At 46.5% G+C, this 24,436-nt stretch carries 25 protein-coding genes and 1 riboswitch; of the genes, 8 read left to right on the top strand and 17 right to left on the bottom strand.

Annotated elements, in window-relative coordinates:
* Positions 1-37: 37 nt before the first annotated feature.
* Entirely contained in the window at positions 38-1,042 is a 1,005-nt protein-coding gene (gene moaA, locus Q1B11_RS09700; protein ID WP_366139450.1) for a GTP 3',8-cyclase MoaA, read from the bottom strand.
* A riboswitch (molybdenum cofactor riboswitch) is annotated at positions 1,031-1,181 on the bottom strand. Its footprint overlaps the gene before it by 12 nt.
* Before the next feature lie 307 nt (positions 1,182-1,488).
* Between moaA and mobB the strand changes: the two genes are divergently transcribed.
* The 5 genes from mobB to Q1B11_RS09675 all read left to right on the top strand — a co-directional run bounded on the left by mobB (position 1,489) and on the right by Q1B11_RS09675 (position 7,442).
* A complete protein-coding gene (gene mobB, locus Q1B11_RS09695; protein ID WP_299731362.1) occupies positions 1,489-2,088 on the top strand; it encodes a molybdopterin-guanine dinucleotide biosynthesis protein B in 600 nt (199 codons plus the stop codon).
* Positions 2,081-3,319, top strand: a complete 1,239-nt coding sequence (moeA, locus tag Q1B11_RS09690; RefSeq protein WP_299731359.1) for a molybdopterin molybdotransferase MoeA — start codon at positions 2,081-2,083, stop codon at positions 3,317-3,319. The genes mobB and moeA overlap by 8 nt, the downstream gene beginning before the upstream one ends.
* A 223-nt stretch (positions 3,320-3,542) precedes the next feature.
* Positions 3,543-4,715, top strand: a complete 1,173-nt coding sequence (locus Q1B11_RS09685; RefSeq protein ID WP_299731356.1) for a Na/Pi symporter — start codon at positions 3,543-3,545, stop codon at positions 4,713-4,715.
* A gap of 233 nt (positions 4,716-4,948) precedes the next feature.
* Positions 4,949-5,863, top strand: coding sequence for an SdiA-regulated domain-containing protein (locus Q1B11_RS09680; protein WP_299731353.1), 915 nt, complete (start codon positions 4,949-4,951; stop codon positions 5,861-5,863).
* 349 nt (positions 5,864-6,212) lie between these two features.
* Positions 6,213-7,442: a dicarboxylate/amino acid:cation symporter gene (locus Q1B11_RS09675; protein WP_299731350.1), complete on the top strand. Its 1,230-nt coding sequence runs from the start codon at positions 6,213-6,215 to the stop codon at positions 7,440-7,442.
* Between the two features lie 223 nt (positions 7,443-7,665).
* Here the strand turns inward: Q1B11_RS09675 and ade are convergent, their stop codons facing one another.
* The 3 genes from ade to Q1B11_RS09660 form a co-directional block, all read right to left on the bottom strand.
* Positions 7,666-9,381, bottom strand: coding sequence for an adenine deaminase (gene ade, locus Q1B11_RS09670; RefSeq protein ID WP_299731347.1), 1,716 nt, complete (start codon positions 9,379-9,381; stop codon positions 7,666-7,668).
* A 99-nt stretch (positions 9,382-9,480) separates the two neighbouring features.
* Entirely contained in the window at positions 9,481-11,259 is a 1,779-nt protein-coding gene (locus Q1B11_RS09665; RefSeq protein ID WP_299731344.1) for an adenine deaminase C-terminal domain-containing protein, read from the bottom strand.
* 42 nt (positions 11,260-11,301) lie between these two features.
* The gene (locus Q1B11_RS09660; protein ID WP_299731341.1) at positions 11,302-12,657 is read right to left on the bottom strand and encodes an NCS2 family permease; all 1,356 of its coding nucleotides are present in this window, start codon (positions 12,655-12,657) and stop codon (positions 11,302-11,304) included.
* Positions 12,658-13,039: 382 nt separating this feature from the next.
* Here Q1B11_RS09660 and Q1B11_RS09655 point away from each other — a divergent pair, with 382 nt between their 5' ends.
* From Q1B11_RS09655 to Q1B11_RS09645, 3 genes are all read left to right on the top strand, one after another.
* Entirely contained in the window at positions 13,040-13,648 is a 609-nt protein-coding gene (locus Q1B11_RS09655) for a VTT domain-containing protein (RefSeq protein WP_299731338.1), read from the top strand.
* A 345-nt stretch (positions 13,649-13,993) separates the two neighbouring features.
* A complete protein-coding gene (locus Q1B11_RS09650) occupies positions 13,994-14,203 on the top strand; it encodes a cold-shock protein (protein ID WP_299731335.1) in 210 nt (69 codons plus the stop codon).
* A 225-nt stretch (positions 14,204-14,428) separates the two neighbouring features.
* Positions 14,429-14,950 carry a general stress protein gene (locus Q1B11_RS09645; RefSeq protein ID WP_299731332.1) on the top strand — a complete coding sequence of 174 codons (522 nt, stop codon included), beginning with the start codon at positions 14,429-14,431 and terminating at the stop codon, positions 14,948-14,950.
* On the opposite strand, the gene modC is transcribed toward Q1B11_RS09645, so the two are convergent.
* The 13 genes from modC to Q1B11_RS09580 form a co-directional block, all read right to left on the bottom strand.
* The gene (modC, locus tag Q1B11_RS09640) at positions 14,951-16,024 is read right to left on the bottom strand and encodes a molybdenum ABC transporter ATP-binding protein (protein WP_299731329.1); all 1,074 of its coding nucleotides are present in this window, start codon (positions 16,022-16,024) and stop codon (positions 14,951-14,953) included.
* Positions 16,018-16,698, bottom strand: a complete 681-nt coding sequence (gene modB, locus Q1B11_RS09635) for a molybdate ABC transporter permease subunit (RefSeq protein ID WP_067515124.1) — start codon at positions 16,696-16,698, stop codon at positions 16,018-16,020. Before modB ends, modC begins: the two co-directional genes overlap by 7 nt.
* 7 nt (positions 16,699-16,705) lie before the next feature.
* Positions 16,706-17,530: a molybdate ABC transporter substrate-binding protein gene (modA, locus tag Q1B11_RS09630; protein WP_299731321.1), complete on the bottom strand. Its 825-nt coding sequence runs from the start codon at positions 17,528-17,530 to the stop codon at positions 16,706-16,708.
* A 35-nt stretch (positions 17,531-17,565) separates the two neighbouring features.
* Positions 17,566-18,021 carry a molybdopterin synthase catalytic subunit MoaE gene (gene moaE / locus Q1B11_RS09625; protein WP_299731318.1) on the bottom strand — a complete coding sequence of 152 codons (456 nt, stop codon included), beginning with the start codon at positions 18,019-18,021 and terminating at the stop codon, positions 17,566-17,568.
* 5 nt (positions 18,022-18,026) lie between these two features.
* Positions 18,027-18,278 carry a molybdopterin converting factor subunit 1 gene (gene moaD, locus Q1B11_RS09620; protein WP_299731316.1) on the bottom strand — a complete coding sequence of 84 codons (252 nt, stop codon included), beginning with the start codon at positions 18,276-18,278 and terminating at the stop codon, positions 18,027-18,029.
* On the bottom strand, positions 18,275-18,766 hold the full coding sequence (moaC, locus tag Q1B11_RS09615) for a cyclic pyranopterin monophosphate synthase MoaC (RefSeq protein ID WP_342669743.1): 492 nt from the start codon (positions 18,764-18,766) through the stop codon (positions 18,275-18,277). The genes moaD and moaC overlap by 4 nt, the downstream gene beginning before the upstream one ends.
* 2 nt (positions 18,767-18,768) lie before the next feature.
* Positions 18,769-19,305, bottom strand: a complete 537-nt coding sequence (moaB, locus tag Q1B11_RS09610) for a molybdenum cofactor biosynthesis protein B (protein ID WP_299731313.1) — start codon at positions 19,303-19,305, stop codon at positions 18,769-18,771.
* Between the two features lie 18 nt (positions 19,306-19,323).
* Positions 19,324-19,887 carry a molybdenum cofactor guanylyltransferase gene (locus tag Q1B11_RS09605; protein ID WP_299731310.1) on the bottom strand — a complete coding sequence of 188 codons (564 nt, stop codon included), beginning with the start codon at positions 19,885-19,887 and terminating at the stop codon, positions 19,324-19,326.
* A gap of 66 nt (positions 19,888-19,953) precedes the next feature.
* Positions 19,954-20,400 carry a YcgN family cysteine cluster protein gene (locus Q1B11_RS09600; RefSeq protein ID WP_067585918.1) on the bottom strand — a complete coding sequence of 149 codons (447 nt, stop codon included), beginning with the start codon at positions 20,398-20,400 and terminating at the stop codon, positions 19,954-19,956.
* 20 nt (positions 20,401-20,420) lie between these two features.
* Entirely contained in the window at positions 20,421-21,044 is a 624-nt protein-coding gene (locus tag Q1B11_RS09595) for a DUF480 domain-containing protein (RefSeq protein ID WP_299731451.1), read from the bottom strand.
* A gap of 288 nt (positions 21,045-21,332) precedes the next feature.
* Positions 21,333-22,376: an N-acetyl-gamma-glutamyl-phosphate reductase gene (gene argC, locus Q1B11_RS09590; RefSeq protein ID WP_299731296.1), complete on the bottom strand. Its 1,044-nt coding sequence runs from the start codon at positions 22,374-22,376 to the stop codon at positions 21,333-21,335.
* A 78-nt stretch (positions 22,377-22,454) separates the two neighbouring features.
* Complete coding sequence (locus tag Q1B11_RS09585; protein ID WP_299731293.1) at positions 22,455-22,805, bottom strand: HopJ type III effector protein; 351 nt, start codon at positions 22,803-22,805, stop codon at positions 22,455-22,457.
* Positions 22,783-24,432: a hypothetical protein gene (locus Q1B11_RS09580; protein ID WP_299731290.1), complete on the bottom strand. Its 1,650-nt coding sequence runs from the start codon at positions 24,430-24,432 to the stop codon at positions 22,783-22,785. Before Q1B11_RS09580 ends, Q1B11_RS09585 begins: the two co-directional genes overlap by 23 nt.
* Positions 24,433-24,436 lie beyond the last annotated feature (4 nt).

The following is a 24,436-nucleotide window of genomic DNA, read 5'->3' as shown; positions in this document are numbered from 1 at the left end:
TTTAATTGACCACATAGCCTTTAAATAATTCCTTAGTTCAACCTCCCATCTGAGATAAGTTGCGGGTTCCACCGGTAAGCCCCTGGTCCAGAAAGTGGCCGCTTTCTTTCAATCTTAGAGAGTCACGAATACGCATCACCAGCGCACCTTGTTGATCATCACTTTGCAACAAATCTCTAAGATCAATGCCCGATTCTGCAAACAGACACAGCTGTAGCTGCCCCAGGCTGGTCACCCGAAGGCGATTGCAGTCATTACAGAAATCCTTACTGTAGGGCATAATCAAACCAACAGTGCCCTGATAGTCACTGTGACAATACTCCTGAGCCGGCCCGGCATCAGCCGCACTCATCTTCCGCACCCAGCCACGCGCCAGCAGAAGTTCCTGGATCGTTTTTCCCGGAAAGTGGTGCTGTTGAAAGAACGCCAGATTCCCACCAGTCTGCATCAATTCAATAAAGCGGATAGAGATTGGGTGACTGCGTATCCATTCCAGAAACGCATCCAGTTGATCGTCATTCACCCCTTTCATGGCCACCGCATTAACCTTAATGGACGGCAATCCATGATCAAATGCAGCTTGAATGCCTGACAAAATCTCTCGTAACCGATCATGCCCGGTAATGGCTTTAAAAGCGCGGGGATCAAGACTATCCACACTGACATTAATGGCATTGATGCCAGCATCCATCCAGCTGGTAACCCTTTTATCCATACGATAGCCATTGGTGGTCATTGCCAGCTTTTTAATACCGGACACCTGACGTATGGCATGAACCACGTCGGTAAAGTCCTGACGCAAAGTCGGTTCACCACCGGTGAGACGTATTTTCTGAACACCAAGATAAGCGAACGCCGTTACCAGACGACGAATCTCGTCCACTGACAGGGCATCATTGTGATGATGATCAACACAACCGTCCGGCAGACAATAGTTGCAGCGGAAGTTGCATAAATCAGTCAACGACAGGCGCAGGTAGGGAAACGTTCGACCCTGAATATCCTGCAACCCCTCGGGCATAGAGCGAGAAGTAGATTCCATAGAACACCTTTCCAAATGCGGGAGGCAATAGAGTTTCTTCCATTACCCTGGCAGCCAAGGCTGCGGCTTTTAGTCCATGGAGACTGCTCTGTGAAGAATGCATCTCTTTAGGTGCTAAAGCTCGGCGCTCGCGATTAAACGATTTACCCCGAATCCTACCCGCTTATCCGCTGCAAAACCATGCCTGAGACGCTATTGTTTCGTTCGTACAGTACGTAATTCTTCTATACAATTGCCACCTGGTTATAGAGGAGACTGGCTGTGGCCAATATTGGCTATATTGCACAAAGTGCGCCGTAGGTCGGTAACCCAAAGGGTTGCCGACGAACTGGCATCGAAGTGTGTTTTCTTTGTCGGCAATTCTTTCAGAATTTCCGACCTACCGTTTTTTGCGACAACGTCATTACCTGAGAAAACGTGAAGCCTGACATTGCATGGCAACTTCTGTGATTAAACTGACTATCCCTGTTCTCGGTATCGCCGCCCATAGCGGAACCGGTAAAACCACACTGATTGAACAGCTTATTCCTATCCTGATGAATAGTGGCTTTCGTATCGGGATGGTAAAAGCCTCACACCACACCATTGAGCCGGATCCTCCGGGTAAAGACAGCTTTCGCTTAAGGCAGGCTGGCGCGCACCAATTGGTATTAAGCACCCCTGGTCGTTCAATTTGCTACACCGAATACGCTCAAGGCCATGAGCGTTGCCTTGAAGAACAGCTAAACCTTCTGGATCATGACGCATTGAACCTGATCATTGTCGAAGGCTTTCGTGAAGCGCCCATCCCGAAAATCGAACTGCACCGCAGTGATTATGACAAACCCTACCTGTTTCCATCAGACCCAAACATCATTGCGATAGCCTGGGATATAAACGACGGTATTACGCTACCAAGCACCATTACGGAGCTGGACATCAACAATCCGGCAAACATTGCTGCCTTTATTGAACAGTTTTGTCACGCTTTCAATGGCTCTGCTTTCAATGGCTCTGTTTTCAATAACAATGCCTACAAAAATCCCAACGAGGACCACTATGAGTGATTGCTGCGCAACCGATGGATTAATGCGGCTGGAAGAAGCTCTGGATATTCTTATTAGCAGTGTCCGCCCTGTTACCGACATCGACAACGTTTCATTGGAAGACAGTCTGGGCAGAGTGCTGGCACAAGAAGTTATCTCACCCATTAATGTGCCATCCCATGATAATTCAGCCATGGACGGCTATGCGCTTCGACTTCAGGATTTACAGTCGAATGATACTCTGCCATTAGTTGGACAGTCTCTTGCCGGCCACCCTTTTAAGGAAGCGATGCCTGCAGGCAGCTGCATCCGGATTATGACCGGCGCCAGCATCCCTGAAGGTGCCGATACGGTGATTATGCAGGAACAAACCGAGACGGTTGGCAACCATATCCGATTCATCAATAAGCCAGAAAAAACCGGTAATAACATTCGTCACGCTGGTGAAGATATCCCCGGTGGCAGTTTGGTATTTACCCCCGGGCGCAGAATTCGTCCACAAGACGTTGGCTTGCTGGCCTCTTTGGGGGTGGCGTCTGTAAAGGTTTATCGCAAAGTAAAGGTTGCGGTTTTTTCCACAGGTGATGAGCTCAAGCTGCCCGGTGAACCATTAGGGCAAGGTGATATTTACGACAGCAATCGTTTTGTTATCAAAGCGATGTTACAGAAAATGAACATCGACATTCTCGACCTTGGAAAAATAGCAGACGACAAAGCCCAGTTAAGAGACGCATTTCTTAAAGCCGATAAGCATGCCGATGCAGTAATCAGCTCCGGCGGTGTGTCTGTTGGTGATGCTGATTACACGAAAGACATTCTGGACGAACTGGGCGAAACCGGATTTTGGAAACTGGCGATCAAGCCCGGTAAACCTTTTGCTTTTGGTCAGCTACCGAACAGTGTCTTCTTTGGCTTGCCGGGTAATCCAGTATCGGCAACTGTTACTTTTCAGCAGCTGACAGCACCTGCTCTGCGTCATATGATGAACCAAGCGCCAGAAAAACCAGTGGAATTAACACTGACTTCTCAATCTGGCCTGAAAAAGAGATCTGGCCGCCGTGATTTTCAGCGAGGAAAGCTAGTTCAAGATCAGGCAGGGTCACTGCAAGTCATATCCACCGGCAATCAAGGTTCAGGTGTGATGAGCACTCTCAGTCAGTCAGATTGCTATATTGTTCTGGCTGAGGAGGAAGGAAATATTGATGCAGAAAGCACCGTAAAAGTTCAGCTGTTTGATGAACTTTTGAAATAACTTCTTGTTAACAGGCGGCTGTTTAGACTTACAGCTGCTTTTTCTATTTCTGAACCAATAGCTGATCTGCCTGAACACTCCACCTTTATGTTAAGGATTAGCCCGGATATTTTATAAACGTGCTCCCGCTCAAATATGTCAGCTTAATGAAGATTTTGTAATAAAACTGTCATAAACAAAAGCTAAGTTACACACATCTTTACAAGCACCAGGTGCACACTCTATGTCTGAAATGACATCAACTTCTGAACAGAGCGTCGACTTTGAAACACTAACCACACGACACTATGGTCGTATTTGGTTACGTGTGGTTCTCTGGATCTACGCTCTGCTTGTGGCTGTTAGTATTATTGGCTCCGGCTTTAAAATGGCAGTCGGCGGCAGTGAAGCGGCAGCACAGCTTTTTAGTTTCGCAAACAATGCCATTCTGGGCCTGCTAGCCGGTACTCTTGCCACAGCACTGGTTCAATCTTCCAGCACAGTGACGTCTGTTATCGTTGGTCTGGTGGCAGGCGGCCTGCCGGTACATTTGGCTATCCCGATGATCATGGGTGCCAACATTGGTACGACCATCACCAACACGATTGTCAGCCTTGGCCATATTCGCTGCCATAAAGAGTTCAAACAGGCCTTTGCTGCGTCTACAGTACACGACTTCTTCAACTGGCTGGCGGTTCTGATCCTTCTGCCTCTGGAACTGTTCACCGGCTTCCTCACCAAGATGTCAACATACGTCGCTGGTATGCTGGTTGGTAGTCAGAATATGTCCATGAAAGGCCTGAACTTTATCAAGCCACTGACAGCACCGGCTGAAGATATTATCAAAGGCTTCGTTACTGTTTTACCTGACAGTACTCTGTCTGGTATCGCGATGATTGGTATTGGCATCGTTCTGATCTTTTTCTCGGTAGTTCGTCTTGGCAAGCTACTGAAGAAAGTCATGGTGGGCAGAGCAAAAGATGCGCTTCACAAGTCGATTGGTCGTGGTCCTGTCAGCGGAATATTGTCTGGTATGACTATGACAGTGATGGTTCAGTCTTCTTCTACCACCACCAGTCTGATGGTTCCCATGGTGGCGAATGGTTTGTTTACCGTACGACAGATGTACCCTTTCACACTGGGTGCCAATATCGGTACTACTATTACTGCACTTTTGGCGGCCACAGCAATTACGGGGCCAGCAGCTCTGCCGGCGTTAACCATCGCGATGGTTCATTTCTTCTTTAACTTATCTGCCGTTGTACTGATTTACGGTATCAAGTGGTTGAGAGAGATTCCGCTCTATATGGCAGACAAGCTGTCTGATCTGGCAGTAAAAAACAGAATGTACGCTTTTGGTTATCTGTTCATTGCGTTCTTTATCCTGCCAGGCATCATTATTTTTCTGACCGCCTGATTTGCCCCCCTAAAACCATCGACCCATGTCGATGGTTTTCATTTCCTAAATAGCATCTCCTTTCTATCTCAGTTGCATAAGCAGTTGACTAAATGAAATCGTATTTTCTGACCAAGTGGACATCCACTCTGCCAGAAATATTCGATTCCATTTGCACAACTTCTTATACCTGGGAACTTTTAAAAGACTTCTGTTGTCTATAATGCATCAATGACTTTTCTCCGGGTTGAATTTTGAACGCAGTTTATTTTAAGAAAACACTTATTCTATTTGTCATTTTGGTAACAGGCTTCTTAGCACTCAGAGAGCTGGACGTTGAAGATCACCTATTCGACTGGTATCTGGAGCAAACCACCTCAGAAACCACCCGTGAAGAATCTATCTGGTTACCGGATTATCACGTTGTGATTGACGCCATGGTGTTGGAAGGGATTGAAGACGATGCCTCAGGCATCACCTGGAGCCCTCTGACCCACTCACTGTTTATTGTACTGAATGGCATTAATCAGGTTGTAGAACTCTCCAACAATGGTGATGTACTTCGTCGCATACCCATGAAAGGCTTTCGGGATGTAGAAGCCATCACCTGGGTTGGCGGCAACCATTTTGTTGTCGCCGATGAGCGAGAGCAAAGTCTGATTCAATTAACCATCACACCCAACACGGAATCTCTCAAAAAAGACGACTTCCCAAGCGTGACCCTTGGGGTTGATGCAGGTGATAACAAAGGCTTTGAAGGCGTTGCGTGGGACCTGGAAAACGACAGCATTTTTGTTGTCCGAGAACGCGACCCAATGCGTCTCTATAAAGTTGCAGGACTGACCAACCCTTCACAACCACCGGTCATCAGTATAGAAAAGTCAGACGCTCTCAGTGAAGCCGCCAAAGCTTATAACAATGACCTTTCTGGCTTACACTATGATCAGAAATCCGGCCACTTGCTGGTATTAAGCCACGAGTCCCGCTTGTTGACCGAAGTTAATAGCAATGGTGAACAGCTGAGTTTTCTGGAACTTGATACTGGCTGGCACGGCCTCAAAGCGTTCATACCTCAAGCCGAAGGCGTCACTATGGATGATGATGGGAACATCTACATCCTCAGCGAACCTAACCTTTTTTATAAATTCTCGCGTAATACAGAAACCTAGCTGTTATATTGAGACGGGCATCAAACCCTGAAACGTAGTGAATCAGGTGAGAATAATCACTCACCTGACAAAAGAGTAAAATCAACTGGAAATTCAAAATCCAAATAAAAAACATCTAAATAATAATCAAATATATGTTAAACCAAAAAATAGAGTAAATTAAATATGGCTGCCTCACAGAAGCTTTCAAAACACTGACATTTATCAACACTTAAAACTTACAAAAATATAATATCCCCCCGTTAAAAAACCAAGCCATACTCTCAAGCATAATATAGTGATCAACTTTTCACTGTTCAGCTGATCATTAATTATTCATCTAGCACTCATTTATCTCAGGAATGCCGTTATGAGTGAAAATACATCAAAAAGCGAATGGGGCCTGATCAACAAACTGTTGATTGGTATTGTGGTCGGTATTGTTATTGGCCTGATTGCCAATGAACAAGTAATGAGCGTTGTCAGCTCAATAAAATACGTCATTGGTCAATTTATTTTCTATACCATTCCTTTGGTTATTATTGCGTTCATTGCACCAGCGATCACCAAATTACGACAGAATGCCAATAAAATGCTGGGGGCTGGCTTAACTATTTCCTATTTGTCAGCTGTTGGCGCTGCCACCATGGCATTCGTGGCGGGTCTTCTGATCATTCCTCACATGTCCGTTCCTACGTCCATGGAAACTCTGCGCCATGTACCTGAAGCTGCATTTCAGCTAAATATACCGCCTATTATGTCCGTCATGACGGCGCTGGTGACCGCCATTGTTTTGGGTGTAACCGCGCTGGCAACAAAAGCAGAAGCCATCGAAAAAGCGCTGTTTGAGTTTGAAAATATGATGATGATGGTCGTAAAAAATATGATCATCCCTGTACTACCATTCTTTATTGCCACTACTTTTGCCGGCCTTGCCTACGAAGGTACGCTGACTCAACAATTGCCAGTATTCCTGAAAGTTGTCGTATTGGCGCTGGTGGGTCATGCGGTGTGGTTGTTTGTTCTGTACAGCATTGCCGGCGCTATTTCTGGCAAGAATCCTCTGGAAGTTATTAAGCATTATGGCCCCGCCTATCTGACCGCTGTTGGCACCATGTCCAGTGCCGCCACTCTGCCGGTTGCGTTAAGCTGTGCCCGCAAATCTAAAGTGCTGAGTAAAGAAACCGTAGACTTCATGGTTCCCATGGGCGCCACCATCCACCTTTGTGGTTCTGTGCTGACAGAAACCTTCTTCTGCATGGTTATCTCCCTGATGCTTTACGGAAGCCTGCCATCTTTCGGCACCATGATCGTCTTTATTGTTCTGTTCGGTATCTTTGCGGTGGGCGCACCTGGCGTGCCTGGCGGTACGGTCATGGCCTCCATGGGTATCGTTGTTGGCGTACTTGGCTTTGATCCAGCCGGTGTTGCTCTGCTGCTTGCGGTATTTGCACTGCAGGATAGCTTTGGCACAGCCTGTAACGTAACAGGCGACGGCGCTATTACACTGATGCTGGAAGGATTGTTCAATAAGGATGGTGAACTATCAGCAGAAGCCGCTGGAGTAGAAACAGCAACTAAAGTGAAAGTTGCTGTTTAATTAAGTACCCAACCATATGAAATCATATTTTCTGACTCATTGATCAGACCCTCTGACTGCGTTGCAACTCTGGTCACATAGCTCGCTATGCTCCCGCCGTTGCGCCTTGCAGAGAACCTGATCAACAAGCCAGAAATATTCGATTCCATATGGCCGGGTACTTACAGATTTTTCTACAGAGGGAGTTAGCCATCAAACTAACTCCCTTTTTTAGTATTGCTAATTAAATATTTGTTTCCGTAAACGAAAAACTACGCACATCAAATAATCCATTTGACGTCAGCTTTAGTTCAGGAATAACTGGCAAACTCATAAACACCAGCGTCATTATTGGCTGGATATCCGCATTCACTTTTAGAACGCTTCGTGCTTTTTCCAATAATTCACCCATAGTCTTCGCAACAGATTCGGCATTCTGATCGGACATTAATCCACCAATCGGTAATGGCAGCTCACCAATTACCTCACCATTGTGAATCAGAACAAACCCGCCGCCAATGGATTCCACCTGCTTAACCGCTTGCAGCATATCCTCATCATTATCACCCACCACCACAATATTGTGGGAATCATGAGAAACCGTAGTCGCTATCGCCCCATTGGTTAAACCATAATCAGCCAGAACAGCCATGGACATATTGCCAGATGCTTTGTGACGTTCAATCACTGCCAGCTTATTGAGGCCTGAATTGAGTTTTGGATCAAACAGACCGTGCTTATCAGACAACACACTCACTTCAAGCGCCTGGGTTAATACTCCGCCTGGCAGCACACCAATGGCTCGTGCCTTTTCAGACGTCAATGGCAGCTTAAAATCCTCAAAACTGATAGGCGCCAAATTGACGGTATTCAAAACAGATGGACAATGATAGTCCTTAATATCCACCAACAACTCGCCATTACGGACGACTTCACGACCTGCGCAGATGACACGACGCACATTAAATAAGATTAAGTCCTCAACAATCACCACATCCGCATCATAGCCTGGAGCCAGCGCCCCTTTTTTCTTTAACCCATAACACTCTGCTGCATTTAAAGAGCCGATGGTAATGGCGGTGATCGGATCAATGCCCTCTGCTACCGCAAGACGCAGGTTTTTATTGATATGCCCGCCATTAATAATATCTTTAGGCTCACGGTCATCGGTACAAAACAGACAACGTCGTGCATTACCAGCATTAACACCTTTAACCAGTTCAACCAGATCTTTGCAGGCCGAACCTTCACGAATCTGAACGTACATTCCCATTTGAATACGAGCCAGCATATCGTCAACGCTGGAACATTCATGATCGGTTTTGATGCCCGACATGGCATAAGCCTGCAGGTCTTTACCTTTTAACCCCGGACTATGGCCGTCAGCAATGTAGCCGTAATCATGAGCCAACTTCAATTTGGCCAACATGGCTTCATCACCATTAATCACTGCGGGGAAATCCATCACTTCACCAACACCCAGTACATCCGGATGACTGATCAGTTCTGCCAGATCTTCCGCCATTAATTTTGCGCCTGCTGCTTCAAACGGTGTGGCCGGTACGCAGGATGGCAGCATGATTTTGACGTTTAATGGCAGATCTTTAGAGGCATCCAACATGTAACGGATGCCATCCAAACCACAGACATTAGCAATTTCATGGGGGTCAGCAATTACAGTGGTGGTGCCGTGAGGCAAAACTATACGGGCAAACTGAGGAGGAGTAATAGACGATGATTCTATATGAACATGGCTGTCTATCAGACCCGGCATGACGATACCGCCCTGGGCATCAATCACTTCTTTGGCTTCGTATTGACCAATGCCAATGACTTTTCCCAAGCCAAGCGCCAAAGGGCCATCCACCAACCGCTGGTTAAAGACGTCAACGACCTGACAGTTAATAATCAGCGTATCTACTGGGGTGCGGCCAGCCGCCATATCAATCAATTGTTTCATATTTTGACTGTTTTCTCGTTCCCATGCTGCTGCGTGGGAATGCATGTATAGATGTCGTATGCGTTCCCACGCAGGAGCATGGGAACGAATGCACAAGGACTATTCAGCAGTACTCAATACAGGGTTAAACACCGCCTGATCGGCAAAGCTGACCGCTCCAAGGTCGGTCATGGCGTAATCAGGAATCGCAGTAATCTCCAGACAGCACATGTAGAACACCGGATCCGGCAAATCACAGCCCAGTTCACGAGCCACAGCTTTCATTTTCAATTCTGCCGCTGCCATGTCTTCGGGGCTAATATCAGACGTAATACCGCAGATAGGCAGATGGATAAAATCAACTACCTCACCGTCTTTCACAATCACCTGACCACCGCCTTTTTCTGCAAGATAGTTAATAGCGATGGACATATCTTCTGAGTTAGTGCCAATACAAACAATGTTGTTGTCGTCTGGCGCTTTGGAGCTGGCCATAGCGCCAGCAGTCAGCTTCCAGCCTGACACAAAGGCAACTGGCTTGTTGCCATTTTTGCCGAATCGTTCAACCACTGTTGCATAGAGTACGTCGTTTTCCACATCCGGAAGCACGACACCATTCTCAACCTTCAGCTGCACATCACGACGGCGGCGAACAAATGGCACATCAAAGTCCACTTCCATGGACAGGACATTCACCTTGTCCGTTTTCAGGTCGGTATACACCTTCATATCTGTCGGTGTGATGGACGGGATTTTCAGCTTTGAAGAAAGAATATCGCTGCGAGCAGGAGCCTGCAGATCAACGGCCATTTTTCCGCCATCCACCACCAGCTTGCCCTTGGCAATCACTTTATCAATATTGAACTTGCGCAGGTCTTCTACCAGAAGAATATCGGCAATTTTTCCTGGAGAGATGGAACCGACGAGGTGATCAATCCGATACGCTTCAGCACTGTTTAACGAGCCCATCTGAATGGCAGTGATTGGATCAACACCAGCGGCAATGGTCATACGAATCAGTTTATCCATATGCCCGTTTTCCAGAATTTCTGAAGGAATCACATCATCGGTACAGAAGCTGACGCGACGGGTAACCCGTGGGTTGATGTGCGTCACGACCTTCATGTTTTCATTAAGGAAGTGAGAAATAGAGGATTCACGAATCAGCAGGAACATGCCCTTGCGGATTTTTTCCATAGCTTCAATATGGTCATAACTTTCGTGATCCAGACGAACGCCGGCACACAGTACAGAGTTCAAACGTGTGCCCGTCGTCATGGGCGCACAACCGAAGACAGGAAGATTGTTTTCACCCGCATATTCGATCGCTTTCATCACTCCGTCGTGTTTGTTTTCCACAAACTCGGAAACGGTTTCCCATACACCAAATACTTCTGGCCATTTCTGCACTTCCTGATGCACGTCCGGCGTGACATTAAAGCCAACGGTGGATTCTGGAAGTGTATAAGGCGTGGTAAATGGCAAGCCCCAGAAAACCTTTAAAGGGCCTTCATTGATTTCATCCAGTACTTCCCGAACGCCTTCCAAACCAGCGGTGACCAGATACTGATCCAGACCGGAAACAATGCTGGTCGTGCCACAGGGCACAACGGCTTTGGCAAAACTGGTCATGGACATTTTGCTGCACTCAATGTGCAGATGACCATCAATCAAGCCCGGTACCAGATACTTATTTTCGGCATCGATGATTTGTGTGTTGTCACCGATATACGCTTCCACGTCACCTGTCGCCACAATTCTGGAGCGATAAACGGCAATGTCCGCAGGATAGATTTCAGAAGAGGTAACATTCACCAGCTGTCCATTCTTGATCACCAGATCAGCAGGGATACGGGCAGCGCCAGCGTCAATAAGGTCACGCAGGTTTTCTTTAATCATGGTTTGCTCAACTTAAATGGTCTTAAAACGTAGAGTGGTTTGTTATAAAAAAGCGTAACGAGCTATAAATACCGCAGTCAGTAACAGGCAAACGGGGGACACTTCTTTTCTGCGTCCTGAAGCCAACTTTAAAATCGCGTAAGTAATAAAACCGGTAGCAATGCCTTCCGTCAGGGTAAAACTGAAAGGAATCATGACGGTGGCGACAAACGCAGGAACAGCCTCGGTGAGATCGTGCCATTGCACCCGGGTCAACTCGGAGGTCATCAACAGTCCGACATAAATCAATGCGCCCGCCGTGGCATAACCCGGAATCATGCCTGCTAATGGTGAGAAGAAAATGGCCAGCAGAAACAGCACACCCACAACCACGGCCATTAATCCGGTACGGCCGCCTTCTACGACACCTGTTGCACTTTCTACATACGGGCAAACGGAAGACGTTCCCATAAAAGCACCGGCGGCAGAACTGAGGCTGTCGATAAACAATGATTTTGTCGCATTAGGGTAGTTGCCTGTTTCATCAGCCAGACCCGCTTTATCGGTCACAGCAACAAAGGTGCCGGCAGATTCAAACAAGCTGACCAACATAACGGAAATAATGACGCCAGCCAGACTGATATCCAGTGCTCCCATTAAGTCCAGTTGGCCAAAAACAGGTGCAATGCTCGGTGGCAGCGAAGCGATTCCCTGATACTCAATGTCGCCAAGTAACCAGCCAATAAAGGTGATCGCCATAATGGAAATCAGCACCGCGGCTTTAAACCCACGCTGAACCAGCACCATCATGAGCAAGAAGCTGCCACAACCCAACACAAAAGGAATAGAACGCACATCCCCAATGGTCACCATCGTGCTGGGCGTGGCAACAATAATGCCAGCGTTGTGTAATCCGACCAGAGCAATCATCAAGCCACAACCCGTGGCAATGCCGATGCGCAAACTCAGTGGAATGCTGGTGATAATGTAGGTTCGAAATACCGCCGCCGCAGCGAACAATAAGGAGCCCCAGAAAATCACTGCCATGCCTGTTTGCCAGGCCAGCCCCATACCACCCACTAACACAAAAGCAAAATAACTGTTCAACCCCATGGCCGGCGCCATGGCAATGGGCAGATTCGCCACTACGCCCATGGCGATACTGCCGATGGCGGCGATCAAACAGGTGGTGACGAACACGGCCTGTGCATCCATCCCTGCAGCAGACAGGATTTGCGGATTCACAAAGATAATGTAAGCCATCGTCATAAAGGTAGTGATGCCCGCCATCACTTCCTGACGAAGGTGGGTACCATTCGCCTGCAGTTGAAAGTGACGTTCTATCCATCCGGTTTTTTCCGGTGGCGGACATTGGGAATCAACGAGATGACGAGATGCTTCAAGGGTCGCAGTGGTCATTACAAACTCGAATGGCTCAATGGTGGAATAAAGAACGACTACGTTCGTTCAAAATTATTATATGAGCGTTCGAATTATTTTCACCATAAAAATCAGCAAGTTAGTGAAATTACCTACACGCAGTCGTACAAACACAGCCACTTTACACCTGGGCTTTGCAGCTCTTAAAATATGCATGTTAAGAGAGTGTAAGAGTGGTTGTTATTTATTCATAAAACCTACTAGGATGTCGTAACTTCATAAACAACGTCTGACCGTGAAATATTTTTCGATCAAAACCCTTTTTTCACAGCGCGCTTTTATCCGCAAAAACCGGCGCATCTTTTCGTTGATGGGTTTGGTCAGTATCGCTTCCCTATTTGGAAGTACATTAGTAACAACCATGGCGATTCACTTTCAAAGTGCTCTGAATAATCTGACGATTGCTCAATGGAGCTTACTTTTTCTAGCCAGTACATTCACCATGAGCATGGCGCTGACGCCATCAACATTGATTGCGTTAATTAGCGGTTACTTTCTTGGATGGCAAGCGCTCTTCTATATATTACTCTCCTACCCCACTGCCTCGTTGATTGGCTTTATGCTTGGTAAACAATTGGATAATGGCCAACTGATTAATTCGTTACCGCTTCAATCAAATGCCCGGTTAGCGCTTGTGGAATTAAAGAATCATCATTGGTTGATGATGGTTTTGGTCAGAATATCTCCGGTGTTGCCATTTTCACTGATGAATCTCATCTTGCCTGCGATCAAAGTCCCCCTTAAGGTATTCCTCATTGCGGGTTTAGCTGGAATGTTACCAAGAACACTGGCTTCACTTTGGATTGGCATTCAGGCCAGAGACTTGGTGTATTTGCTCCAACACCCAACACAAAATAATCTGCCCATGATTCTGATGGTGGCAGGAACGACCATTTCAGTCGTGGGCATTGTTTATATTGGCCAGAAAATCATTGCAGAAATATTACTCAAAAAAGGACTTTCCGATTAACTACTTGTATAGAAAGCTGCATGTAAATCAATGAATTGATTATATGTTCGTGCTAGTAAATCCCGCGATTGAAACCACCATTTGTTAACGCATTTTTTTGCCTTGTGAATCTTGATAATTTCTTTGACATCCCTTGTGACAGCTATTAGAGTTCCTATTAGCCATCAAAGAGAAGAACGAAAATCGTACAGCTTTTTTAGTGCTTCCTGATCGTCACACCACTTCTTATTTTAAGTACAGTTTGCTCTAAATGCTCAACTCTTAAATAGAATTATGAAGATGTGACTACACCTTTGGCTTAACGCGTGTATAGCGCATTTTTATAGAAAAATTAGGAGACAATGCATGTCTAAATCGACCGGAACGGTAAAGTGGTTCAGTGAAGAGAAAGGCTTCGGCTTTATCGCTCAGGACAACGGTGGTCCAGACGTTTTCGTTCATTTTCGCGCTATTGCTGGCGACGGCTTCAAGACTCTAGCTGAAGGCCAACCAGTAACCTTTGAAGTAGAGCAAGGTCAAAAAGGTCTTCAGGCTGCAAACGTAGAAAGATCTTAAGCTTTCTATTGGCCTGAACTTCCAAAAAAGAGTACATCGGTGCTCTTTTTTTATGCATCCGTTTCCCCCATATTAATTCATCACTTTCACGACTCCATATATTCAAATTGTTTGACGGATAATCATCGTCTTCTACTTTTATAAGGCTAGGAGCCTTTCGGCTAAGTCCGACAGGCTCCTGGAACACCTTAAGAAAACTCCCCTCCCAAATGCTGGAGCACTACTATGGATACTCCAAATACCTGTGTTGCGACGTATAAAACCCATCATGCTGCAGACGACGCTGTTAAACAGTTGCAGAAATCGGGTTTTGATATGAAAAAGATTTCGGTAGTTGGCAATGATTACCATACCGACGAGCACGTTGTTGGTTATTACAACACTGGTGACCGAATGAAAGCTTGGGGAAAGATCGGTGCTTTCTGGGGTGGTCTCTGGGGTATTCTTGTCGGCGCTGCGTTCTTTGTCATTCCAGGCATTGGACCACTGGTGATTGCAGGCCCTCTGACGGCCGCCATTGTTGGTGGCCTGGAAGGTGCTGCTGTTATGGGAGGCCTTTCTGCACTTGGCGGTGGTTTGGCTGGCATGGGGATTCCAAAAGACAGCATCGTACGATATGAGAACTCCCTTTCCGCCGGAAGTTTTCTGGTGCTCTATAACGATGTCGAAAACAAAGTAGCTGAAGCATCCAAAGTTCTTATGGAAAACACTGAACACGACAGTGTTGAAACACATACGACTAACTAATCAGACCACATTCAGGCACGATGCTTTGAAGTAGGCAAACACGGGTTTGCCTATGGATATTCCCAACATATCTACCGCTCGACAAGTAACCACCGCCTGAACGGTTTGGCCTTCTGTAGATAATGACAGTAGAACATTTCTATTACCAAGCTCTTTCATTGTCTCAACCGTAACAGCGAGCCGGTTCTGAATACTTAAACAATCAAGGTCTTCTGTTGCAATACTCACTTCCTGTGCTGGTAGCAGTATTCGCAGGCGCGTCCCGACTTCCGCATTCACCCAGTTAACCAATAGCTTCTGACGGCCAAGAGACAGTTCTGTTAAACCATGATCCTCATCATGATCAGTAACGTCAGCTTCTAAGATAGATAATGCACCATCATCGCTAATTAAGTCAGAGTCCATACTGATGAATAATCGACGACACTCACCCTGCAATTTTACTCGCCCATGGTCAATCAATAGCATGTTATCCGCCAATCTTGCCACCTCTTCTCTGGCATGGCTGACAAAGATTACCGGAATACCAAATTCTTTCTGGAGATTTCTTAATATTGGCAGGATCGTGGTTTTTGATGTCCAGTCCAGAGAGGCCAGAGGTTCATCCATCAATAATAAATCAGGGGTATTTAATAATGTTCTGGCAATGGCTACCCGTTGTTTTTCGCCGCCAGACAGTGCTTGAATGCGGCGACCTAATAAATGGTCAATACCCAGTTGCTCAACAACGTGGGAGAAAGAAAACGTATTGTCTCGCCGACAGGCTCGTTGGCGAGCAAACTGCAAATTACCCATAACATCAAGATTTGGAAATAATCGCGCTTCCTGAAAGATATAACCAATACGACGCTGTTCGGGTGCTACACACATCTGTGTATCAGTGTCCAACCAAACCTGGCCATGAAAAGATATTTTCCCTTTCGCACCAGATTCCAAGCCTGCAATCGCCCTCAACAATGAGGTTTTACCACATCCCGAACGCCCCATAATTGCCCAGATTGAATCACCATCAAGACTGATATCAACGTCCAGCAGAAATCGATCCCGTGGTAATTGAAGGCTTATATTCAACATACACGGCTACCTGAGCTTTTTCCGGAGCGGCGATCCAGACTGTAGAGAAACACCAGAAGCACCATGGCAAACAACAATAATCCACCGGCAATCTGATGCGCCATCTCAAAGGATTGGGATTCAACGGCATCAAATAGCGCAATGGACAATACCTGGGTTTCCCCGGGAATATTGCCGCCGATCATCAGCACAACACCAAACTCTCCGATGGTATGAGCAAAACCCATGCAACCAGCCAACACCAATGCTCTTCGGGAACACGGTAATACAATGTTGAAAAAACGATCCATTGCGCCGGCGCCCATCATAGCCGCGGCTTCAAGCAGCCCTTTATCCAGCTGTTCAAATGCCCGCTGCAACGGCTGAACCACGAATGGCATGGAGTAGATAACAGAAGCAACCACCAGCCCGGTAAAACTGAAAGCAAGGGTAGAACCGGTCAATGATAACCACGCCTGCCCCGCGGCATAGTTAGGGGAAAAGAGTAATAGCAAATAAAAACCGAGCACAGTGGGCGGCAACACCATCGGCAATCCGACAATGGCTTCCAGAATCGGGCGGATTCGGCTCTGCATGTTGGCCAGCCACCAAGCCAACGGGATAGACAACAACAATAGAATAATTGTGGTAATGGTTGCCAGTTTCAAAGTCACCCAGATGGCCGTGATCAGCACGTTAGAATTAATCCTTTATCAGTGCACTTTCTATTCGAGCTCTGTCTATTGGAGCTTTGTCTATTAGCGCTTTTTCTATCAGAGAGCCGTCTTTATCTTTTTTGACAACAGAGAAATAGCCGTGGCTTTCAATCAATGACTGTGCAGACTCTGACAGGATAAATTCTACAAATTGTTTTGCTGCATCAGGGTGCGGTGTTCTTTTTAGTATCACCATATCCTGTTGAATTGGATCATAATATTCATAGGGCATCACCGTATACTGATCACCATCAACCATCTGCGCTTTTGCCACCAAACCTACTGGCACATTCCCGCTGGCCACAAACTGCCAAGTTTGTTGAATACTGGCGCCCTTCACTAACCGGGATTCAACATACGACCAAATGCCCAGATTTTCCAGCAACTGTTGCGCTGCCAAACCATAAGGTGCAATGGCAGGGTTGGCGATGGCAAGACGCGCCTTGTTATCTCTCAATTCGACCAGTGTCGTCGACTCGCCCGGGCTCCAGAGCACCAGCTCACCCATTGCATAGGTGTGCTGGCTGCCAGGCAGAATCATACCTTTTTCCTTCAGCATTTCTGGACGTTGACGATCTGCCGACAGGAAAATATCAAACGGAGCACCGTTCACTATCTGATTAAAAAGAATGCCGGTAGATGCCGCTGAAATCAGTAACCTATGGCCAGTTTCCTGCTCAAACTTTTCAGCCAAATCTTCAAGTGTTGGTTTAAAGTTTGCCGCTACCGCTACCTTCAATATGTCCGCTATAGCCACCCTGCCTGCTATCGACAAAAATAGCAGGGATACTACCAGAACAAGCTTTTTCAACCTGAGCAACCTCTACTTATTGATCCAACTATTTATTAACCTAACTTATTATTCCAACTATCCGCAGCTTCCTGATCGGAGGCACGTTCTTCAATCCAGCGATCCCCGTCATCTGTCGTTTCTTTTTTCCAGAACGGCGCTTTGGTTTTCAGGTAATCCATGATGAACTCACAAGCTGCGAATGCTTCTTTCCGGTGAGCGCTACTAACACCCACAAACACAATACGATCACCGGGATACATTTGCCCGATACGATGGACAACCCGAACCTCAATCAGTTCCCAGCGTTGTTTCGCTTCATCAATAATTTCCTGAAGCGCTTTTTCGGTCATGCCCGGATAATGCTCCAGAAATAAACCACCTACCTGATCACCCAGATTCATATCACGAACGGTACCCGTAAAGGTGACGATACCGCCGGAGGACTTATCGCCCTCCAGTCGTGCATATTCTTCACTGGGAATAAAGTCTTCAGCCTGTATGGAAATCAACGACGTTAACCTCCGGTAACCGGTGGAAAAAAAGCCACTTCATCGCCGGATTTCAAACTGACGTCTTTTCGAGTCATGGTTTGATTCACAGCCACCAATGTTCTTTCACTCATCATTACTTCACGCCAGTCGTCGCCTTTTTCCGCCAGTTGACTTTTTAGAGAGGAAAGTAACTCGGGATAACTGCCTTCATCTACTAGCAGCTCTTCGCACTTGAGCTTTTCCCGGAAGCTGGCAAAAAATAACACCTTGATCATGCTTCCACCTGTTCAGTGCCGTATACATAGTGACCACTGCGCCCGCCACTTTTTTCCAGTACACGAATTCCTTCAATATGCATCTCTTTGTCCACTGCCTTACACATATCGTAGATCGTCAAGGCGGCAACAGAAGCGGCCGTCAGTGCTTCAATTTCAACACCGGTTTTGCCACTTAAACGACAGCAGGTTTCGATTCGGATTCTTGAATGCTCAACATCCAGTTGAAACTCGACACCAATAAAATTCAGCATCAATGGATGACACAGCGGTATTAAATGACTGCACTGCTTGGCTGCCTGAATACCAGCAATACGAGCTACAGCCAAAACATCGCCTTTTTTCAGGCCATTGTCTTTTACGATCGCCAGCGTCTCTGGCGCCATATAAATATAACCTTCAGCTCTGGCTTCACGGCGGGTGATATCTTTATCACCCACATCTACCATGCTGGCCTTACCTTCACTGTCGGTATGGGTCAGAGACACAATCAGCCCGCCTTTTTCAGGTGTTCAATGTAATTACAAGGGCGATGTCGGCTATCAAGCTGATCATGAATAATGCCTTCCCATGCGGTTTTGCAGGCATTATTGGAACCAGGCATCACGAAGATCACTGTACCATTCGCCATACCGGCAACCGTGCGGGACTGAATGGTTGAGGTTTTGATCTGTGCGTAGGAGAGGTGACGGAACAGCTCACCATAGCCGTCTATCTGCTTATCGAAAATAGGGAGCAGAGCTTCTGGTGTAGAATCACGACCAGAGAAGCCAGTGCCACCAGTGACGAGGATGGCTTGAACACAGTCAGGCGTTCCCCCATCGGTGGCAATCCAGCGAGACACTATTTCACGGATTTTGTAGATATCATCTTTAACGATCGCCTTATCCACCAACTGATGTCCGGCTTCAGCCAACAGATCCACCAGCAGCTTTCCTGAGGTATCTGTTTCTTCAGTCCGGGTATCTGATACGGTCAATACCGCAATATTTACAGGGATAAACTCGTCTACGTGGTGATGAGCCATGTGCCACTCTACCTCCAATCAATGGTTTATACGACGCCACTCTTCTGGCGTGTTCGCATTACTGAAAAGCTGAATCCTATCCTCAGGCAAAGGAATCGTCTTTCCACCTAATGCCTGATAGAGCCGCCAAAGGGCATAATCTTTGGGGTTATCACTCTGAATTTTCTCTGCAATCACTCGTCTGGAGTCTTCCGTCACGGGAATCACAACCGGCAGATTGAAGCCGTCAAAACAGCACAGCTGTTGTTTATCACTTTGCTCGCAAAGTGTTTGTATGGCTTCTAGTGGCACCAACGGCATATCCACCGGAATAACCAGAAGGCGATCGCCGTATTCCAGCGACATCAGAGCTGCATGAATACCGCTTAAGGGGCCTCTTCCAGGTATAAGGTCTTCCACGGTTTTTTCAGGAAAACCCGCGCCGCTTAACAACACCTGCTCAATACCTGCTTTATGCAACAGATGAATCATATGCTGATAGAGCGGTTTGCCTTGCCAGAGCAGCCGGGATTTGTCTTCCCCCATTCGGGATGAACGACCGCCAGCCAACACCAGCCCATAAAGCGAACTGTGAACTTTCATAGGGTCACTAAGTCTAAGGTTTTTCTATAGCCTGACAAGTTTTTACATCAATCACAGTTTGCGAACTCACTTCACGCGAATAATGTAATCAAACCATTCTGAAGGGTCCGGAAGTTCTTCTTCAGAAACCATACCTTTACCGCACACAGAAAAACCGGCTTCATGGACGGAGTTCGGATCACCGGTCACCAAAGGATGCCATTCTGGCAAATCATAACCGTGATACAGCAGGTTGTATGCGCAGCTATCTGGCAGCCACACAAGATGCTCATGCATGGTTTTCGGAGTAAATTTAATACAGTCATCCACAAATTTACGACGATGTTTGTATTGTTTGCACTGACAGGTTTCCAGATCCAGCAAACGACAGGCTATTGCTGTCGTATGAACTTCTTCTGTATCCGCATCAATGACTTTATTCAGACAGCAGCGACCACAGCCATCGCACAACGACTCCCACTCTTCAGGGGTCATTTCTGTTAAGGTCTTTTTCTGCCAGAAAGGTTCAGTCATCAATTTATCCGCTTTTTGTCTTAAGAAGTGCTTTCAAGCAGCCGGTTCAATCGTTCAACTTCGGCTTTGAGAATCACTATTTCGTGTTCAAGTTCGCGGATTCGGGCTTTATCGTCAGCAATCAAATCACTCTGATTCACTGCCGACACATCAATTTCACCGGAGAACAAGTGGGCATAACGACTTTCCCGTTTTCCTGCTTCCCGAGGAAGTTGCACCACCATCTCCCGCTCAGCCATCTGTTGTAACACCTCTTCCACTTGTCGAACATCCGTAAATTCGGCAAGACGACCGGTACGACTGCGCAATTCACCAGGGGTTTGTGGGCCGCGAAGGAAAAGTACGCAGACGATGCCACGTTCTTGATCCGTTAACTGGAGACTACCGAATTCAGTGTTGCAAAAACGGTGGCGGTATTTACTGACTCTTGAACCGGATTCTTCACTGATCAATCGTTCAGTCTTCAATTGATTAAGGGTATTAAGAACTTCCGATTCTGCAAGGTTAAGTACTGGCTCGCGGTTACTTTTCTGATTACAGGCATTGGTTAAGCCATTGAGGGAGAGAGGGTATTGATCCGGAGTGGTGCTCTCTTTTTCGAGCAGGCAGCCAATCACACGGGTTTCGTTCAGGGACAAGCGCATATCCACGATACAGTTCCTCTGGGTAATACCAATTCTGCTTTTAAATTATGGGCTGCGCAGCCATTTTGACCGACTGGATCTGCGTTGAAGTTCCTCGCCATAGCTTTGGCTATGACTTGTCTCTTCGCCTTTATGCCCTGTGGGTATTGACCAGTCACCCAAAATAACTTGCTCACTCCATAATTTAAAAGCGCCATTGGTATAAGACATTGCGCTTATATCATTAAACAAAAAATAATTCATGGAAATGACAGAATCAAAATACTGTTATTTTGATTCTGTCATTATTCACGGCATGGCTGCGGGGAAATCCAAACCAGTTATCTCATCAAAGCCGAACATAATGTTCATATTCTGAATAGCCTGGCCAGCCGCACCTTTGACCAGATTGTCAATGACGGAGAGAATCACCACGGTATCGCCACCCTGCGGGCGATGCACAGACATACGACACTGGTTACAGCCACGCACTGAACGGGTCTCTGGATGACTGCCAGCTGGCAGAACGTCCACAAATGGCTCAGTTTCAAACGTCGCTTCAAAGAGCTTTTGCAGATCGATGCTGTGATCTTTGACGGAACAGTACATTGTCGAATGGATACCACGGATCATTGGCGTCAGGTGAGGCACAAAAACCAACTCGCCAGTAAATGCTTCAACGCTCGTTTTTGCCATGCGGGAAATCCCCTGTTTAATCTCAGGTAGATGACGATGTCCTGGTACACCATAAGCCTTGAATGACTCAGAGGCTTCACACAATAACGTGCCGACATTGGCCGCTCGGCCAGCGCCACTGACACCCGACTTGGCATCTACGATAACATTTCCGTCTACCAGACCTTCACGGATCAGGGGTAATAAACCCAACTGAGTAGCAGTGGGGTAGCAGCCCGGGTTCGCCACCAAACGTGCGCTGGAAATCGAATCACGGTTCATTTCTGGCAAGCCGTATACCGCCTCTGCGAGAACATCTGGGCAAGCGTGCTCTACACCATACCACTGCTGCCAGGTGTCAGTGTCGCTCAGGCGGAAGTCAGCCGCCAGATCAATAACCTTCACTCCCGCATCCAGCAATTCAGGAACGGATTCCATGGCAATACCATTAGGAGTGGCAAAAAAGACCAGATCACAAGATGAAAGCAGCTTATTATCCGGTTGCGAGAACTGGATATCGCACTTACCACGCAGCCCGGAGAATAATTCACTGACGGATTTCCCAGCTTCAGAGCGGGAAGTGATCATGCTCAGCTCAACTTCAGGATGAACCGATAACAGCCGCAGCAGCTCAGCACCGGTGTAGCCTGTTCCCCCGACTATGCCCACTTTGATCATCTGTAGACTCTCACTGCAATAATGAATAATTATTCTTAAAATTAGATTAATTATGACACATTAAAATATGATGACCACTCATTTCTCTTTAAGCACTAACGGCGGGTGATCAAAAGAAACACCGGACCAACCCGTTTCCATAAATGCCCGGATATTCCCGTGACTGGTTCCTGCGGGATCATTCAAAACCTCGTCCCGATAGAAGCTGCCAAAGCAGGCCAGAGTCTCTTCAGAACTTAACTGGTTCAGCTGCCCAAATGACAGAATTTTGCACGAACCTTCGTTCGTGCCTGCTTCATTCATTTGCGTGCCATTGGTAAAACAAGTGGGTGTGTAATCGTAATGATCAGCAATCACGGTTATGACTGTCTGGAACTCAACTTGATCTGGCTGGTTTCGGATTTGTTCAAGCAATTGATTCAAAGACATTTTGTATACCGTTATGGTGGGTTTGATGATTCATCAGTTCGTCAGCACTACAATAGCCTGAACTATCGGTGGAATTGGAAACTTGAGATTTTAGTAATGATGAAGCTGGTGCAGCAAAGCTGTGATCAGACGGAAGGTCGAAAGAGCCCTTCTTCGCAGTAAACAGCTCTGATGCCTCGTCCAAACTTCTTTTTCTGACTGATGATGTCTGCTTAACAACATCAGCTAGCCACGTCGGCTCACTCACTTTCTGTCTTTCAATATATTGTTGCATGTATTTATATCGCTTCAAATATGCGGACGCATTGACCCTGATTTCTCCCCTGCTAGCAGCAAGGCTGACCTTATGATCGTTTACATAGTCCAGAAGCGTTTTTTTGCTATTTACCTTTGTCTCTTTATTTGGGTGATTTTCCAGCAGTGAACAGCTTTGGCAAAGTTTAATGAGTTTTGCCGGTAATGCGTGGACTGAAATGGTTTCCAGAGGCATTGCTCGGTTTGCCTTATCCATTTGGTTCAATATCAAAAATAATTGATCTGCCTGCTTGGCAAAAAACAAGAGTGCTTTTATTGCCATGACGCCACAACTGACAAAGTCTTTTTGCACTCTTTCTTTTGGCACAATCATCCGCAGATTTTTTTCAGGAAACAGGCTCTGAATTTTCTGACGAACCGCTGCTGCAAAAGGTGTTGTGTATTCACTTTCGATGCCGAGCGTTTCATGGAGATAGCACAGCATGTCATTTTCTGAATGGCGTACGAAGCCGGCAACAACATGATTGCTTTCCGTATTTTCATAAATAAAGTAACAATGCTCGGGCATTGCAGCTTGAATAGCCTGCCCTAAATCTTCAAGTGACAAGCAGTAGTGATAATGGAAGGGATTATTTAGCTTTTTAAGTCTATCCGCCAATGTCTGCTCAATCATCGGTTTAGTGAGAAAGTACTCACCATCGTTTTCAAAGTTAAGAACGCCTCCCTTTGCACATACAACAGGACCTGACTCTCGCACCAATGGGTTTATTGCAATATCATCAACGACGCGTTCTTCCACTTTTTGATAAGCTCTCCACCTTCCATTTTCCTTGCGCAAAAGCACAGCCTGCCCGGGGCTGAGCCAATCACACTCTCCATCAATTTTAAGCCTGCGTTCAGAAGGGATGCATTGCGTAAAATGGTTCGATTGATTACTTACCACGAACTCTGTGCCGTCTTCGACGCTGGAAATTTTTGGCAGTTTCACTTGAAAGTGTACGGACTCAGCACTCTCAACAGGCTGAATGCAATAATTTATCTGTTTGCAGTCCTCAGGCATTTCATAGGTCAATAAAGATCTGGACAGCTCAATTGGCTCCACAACCCAGTGATCCTGACTCAACTGATGCTGATTATCTGTATTTATGTTGAAGAGACCATGAGCTCCATGAGGAATATTACTCACCACACGTATTTCGCGCCGGTCTATATTTTGTAATTCTTTCCAGTCAACACCACCGAGTATCTTTGCACGGATTTTTGGGGTAACACGCACTACGCTGTAACGGTCACCCGATTTAACATCCGTCGCATTAGTCAAATTTAGATTTGTAAGAATAAGTTGGCGAAGGGAAGATGGGAGTAAGTCCATTTAA

Origin of the sequence: uncultured Endozoicomonas sp. (genome assembly GCF_947495845.1) — a bacterium.
Classification (GTDB): Bacteria; Pseudomonadota; Gammaproteobacteria; order Pseudomonadales; family Endozoicomonadaceae; genus Endozoicomonas.
Note: the sequence above shows the minus strand (reverse complement) of the source record. Positions and strands in the feature narration are given on the sequence as shown.

Coding starts and splice junctions, on each gene's coding strand:
- moaA (WP_366139450.1), bottom strand. CDS start 1,042: ATGGAATCTACTTCTCGCTCTATGCCCGAGGGGTTGCAGGATATTCAG.
- moeA (WP_299731359.1), top strand. CDS start 2,081: ATGAGTGATTGCTGCGCAACCGATGGATTAATGCGGCTGGAAGAAGCT.
- Q1B11_RS09685 (WP_299731356.1), top strand. CDS start 3,543: ATGTCTGAAATGACATCAACTTCTGAACAGAGCGTCGACTTTGAAACA.
- Q1B11_RS09675 (WP_299731350.1), top strand. CDS start 6,213: ATGAGTGAAAATACATCAAAAAGCGAATGGGGCCTGATCAACAAACTG.
- ade (WP_299731347.1), bottom strand. CDS start 9,381: ATGAAACAATTGATTGATATGGCGGCTGGCCGCACCCCAGTAGATACG.
- Q1B11_RS09665 (WP_299731344.1), bottom strand. CDS start 11,259: ATGATTAAAGAAAACCTGCGTGACCTTATTGACGCTGGCGCTGCCCGT.
- Q1B11_RS09660 (WP_299731341.1), bottom strand. CDS start 12,657: ATGACCACTGCGACCCTTGAAGCATCTCGTCATCTCGTTGATTCCCAA.
- Q1B11_RS09655 (WP_299731338.1), top strand. CDS start 13,040: ATGGCGATTCACTTTCAAAGTGCTCTGAATAATCTGACGATTGCTCAA.
- Q1B11_RS09650 (WP_299731335.1), top strand. CDS start 13,994: ATGTCTAAATCGACCGGAACGGTAAAGTGGTTCAGTGAAGAGAAAGGC.
- Q1B11_RS09645 (WP_299731332.1), top strand. CDS start 14,429: ATGGATACTCCAAATACCTGTGTTGCGACGTATAAAACCCATCATGCT.
- modC (WP_299731329.1), bottom strand. CDS start 16,024: ATGTTGAATATAAGCCTTCAATTACCACGGGATCGATTTCTGCTGGAC.
- moaD (WP_299731316.1), bottom strand. CDS start 18,278: ATGATCAAGGTGTTATTTTTTGCCAGCTTCCGGGAAAAGCTCAAGTGC.
- moaB (WP_299731313.1), bottom strand. CDS start 19,305: ATGGCTCATCACCACGTAGACGAGTTTATCCCTGTAAATATTGCGGTA.
- Q1B11_RS09605 (WP_299731310.1), bottom strand. CDS start 19,887: ATGAAAGTTCACAGTTCGCTTTATGGGCTGGTGTTGGCTGGCGGTCGT.
- Q1B11_RS09600 (WP_067585918.1), bottom strand. CDS start 20,400: ATGACTGAACCTTTCTGGCAGAAAAAGACCTTAACAGAAATGACCCCT.
- Q1B11_RS09595 (WP_299731451.1), bottom strand. CDS start 21,044: ATGCGCTTGTCCCTGAACGAAACCCGTGTGATTGGCTGCCTGCTCGAA.
- argC (WP_299731296.1), bottom strand. CDS start 22,376: ATGATCAAAGTGGGCATAGTCGGGGGAACAGGCTACACCGGTGCTGAG.
- Q1B11_RS09585 (WP_299731293.1), bottom strand. CDS start 22,805: ATGTCTTTGAATCAATTGCTTGAACAAATCCGAAACCAGCCAGATCAA.
- Q1B11_RS09580 (WP_299731290.1), bottom strand. CDS start 24,432: ATGGACTTACTCCCATCTTCCCTTCGCCAACTTATTCTTACAAATCTA.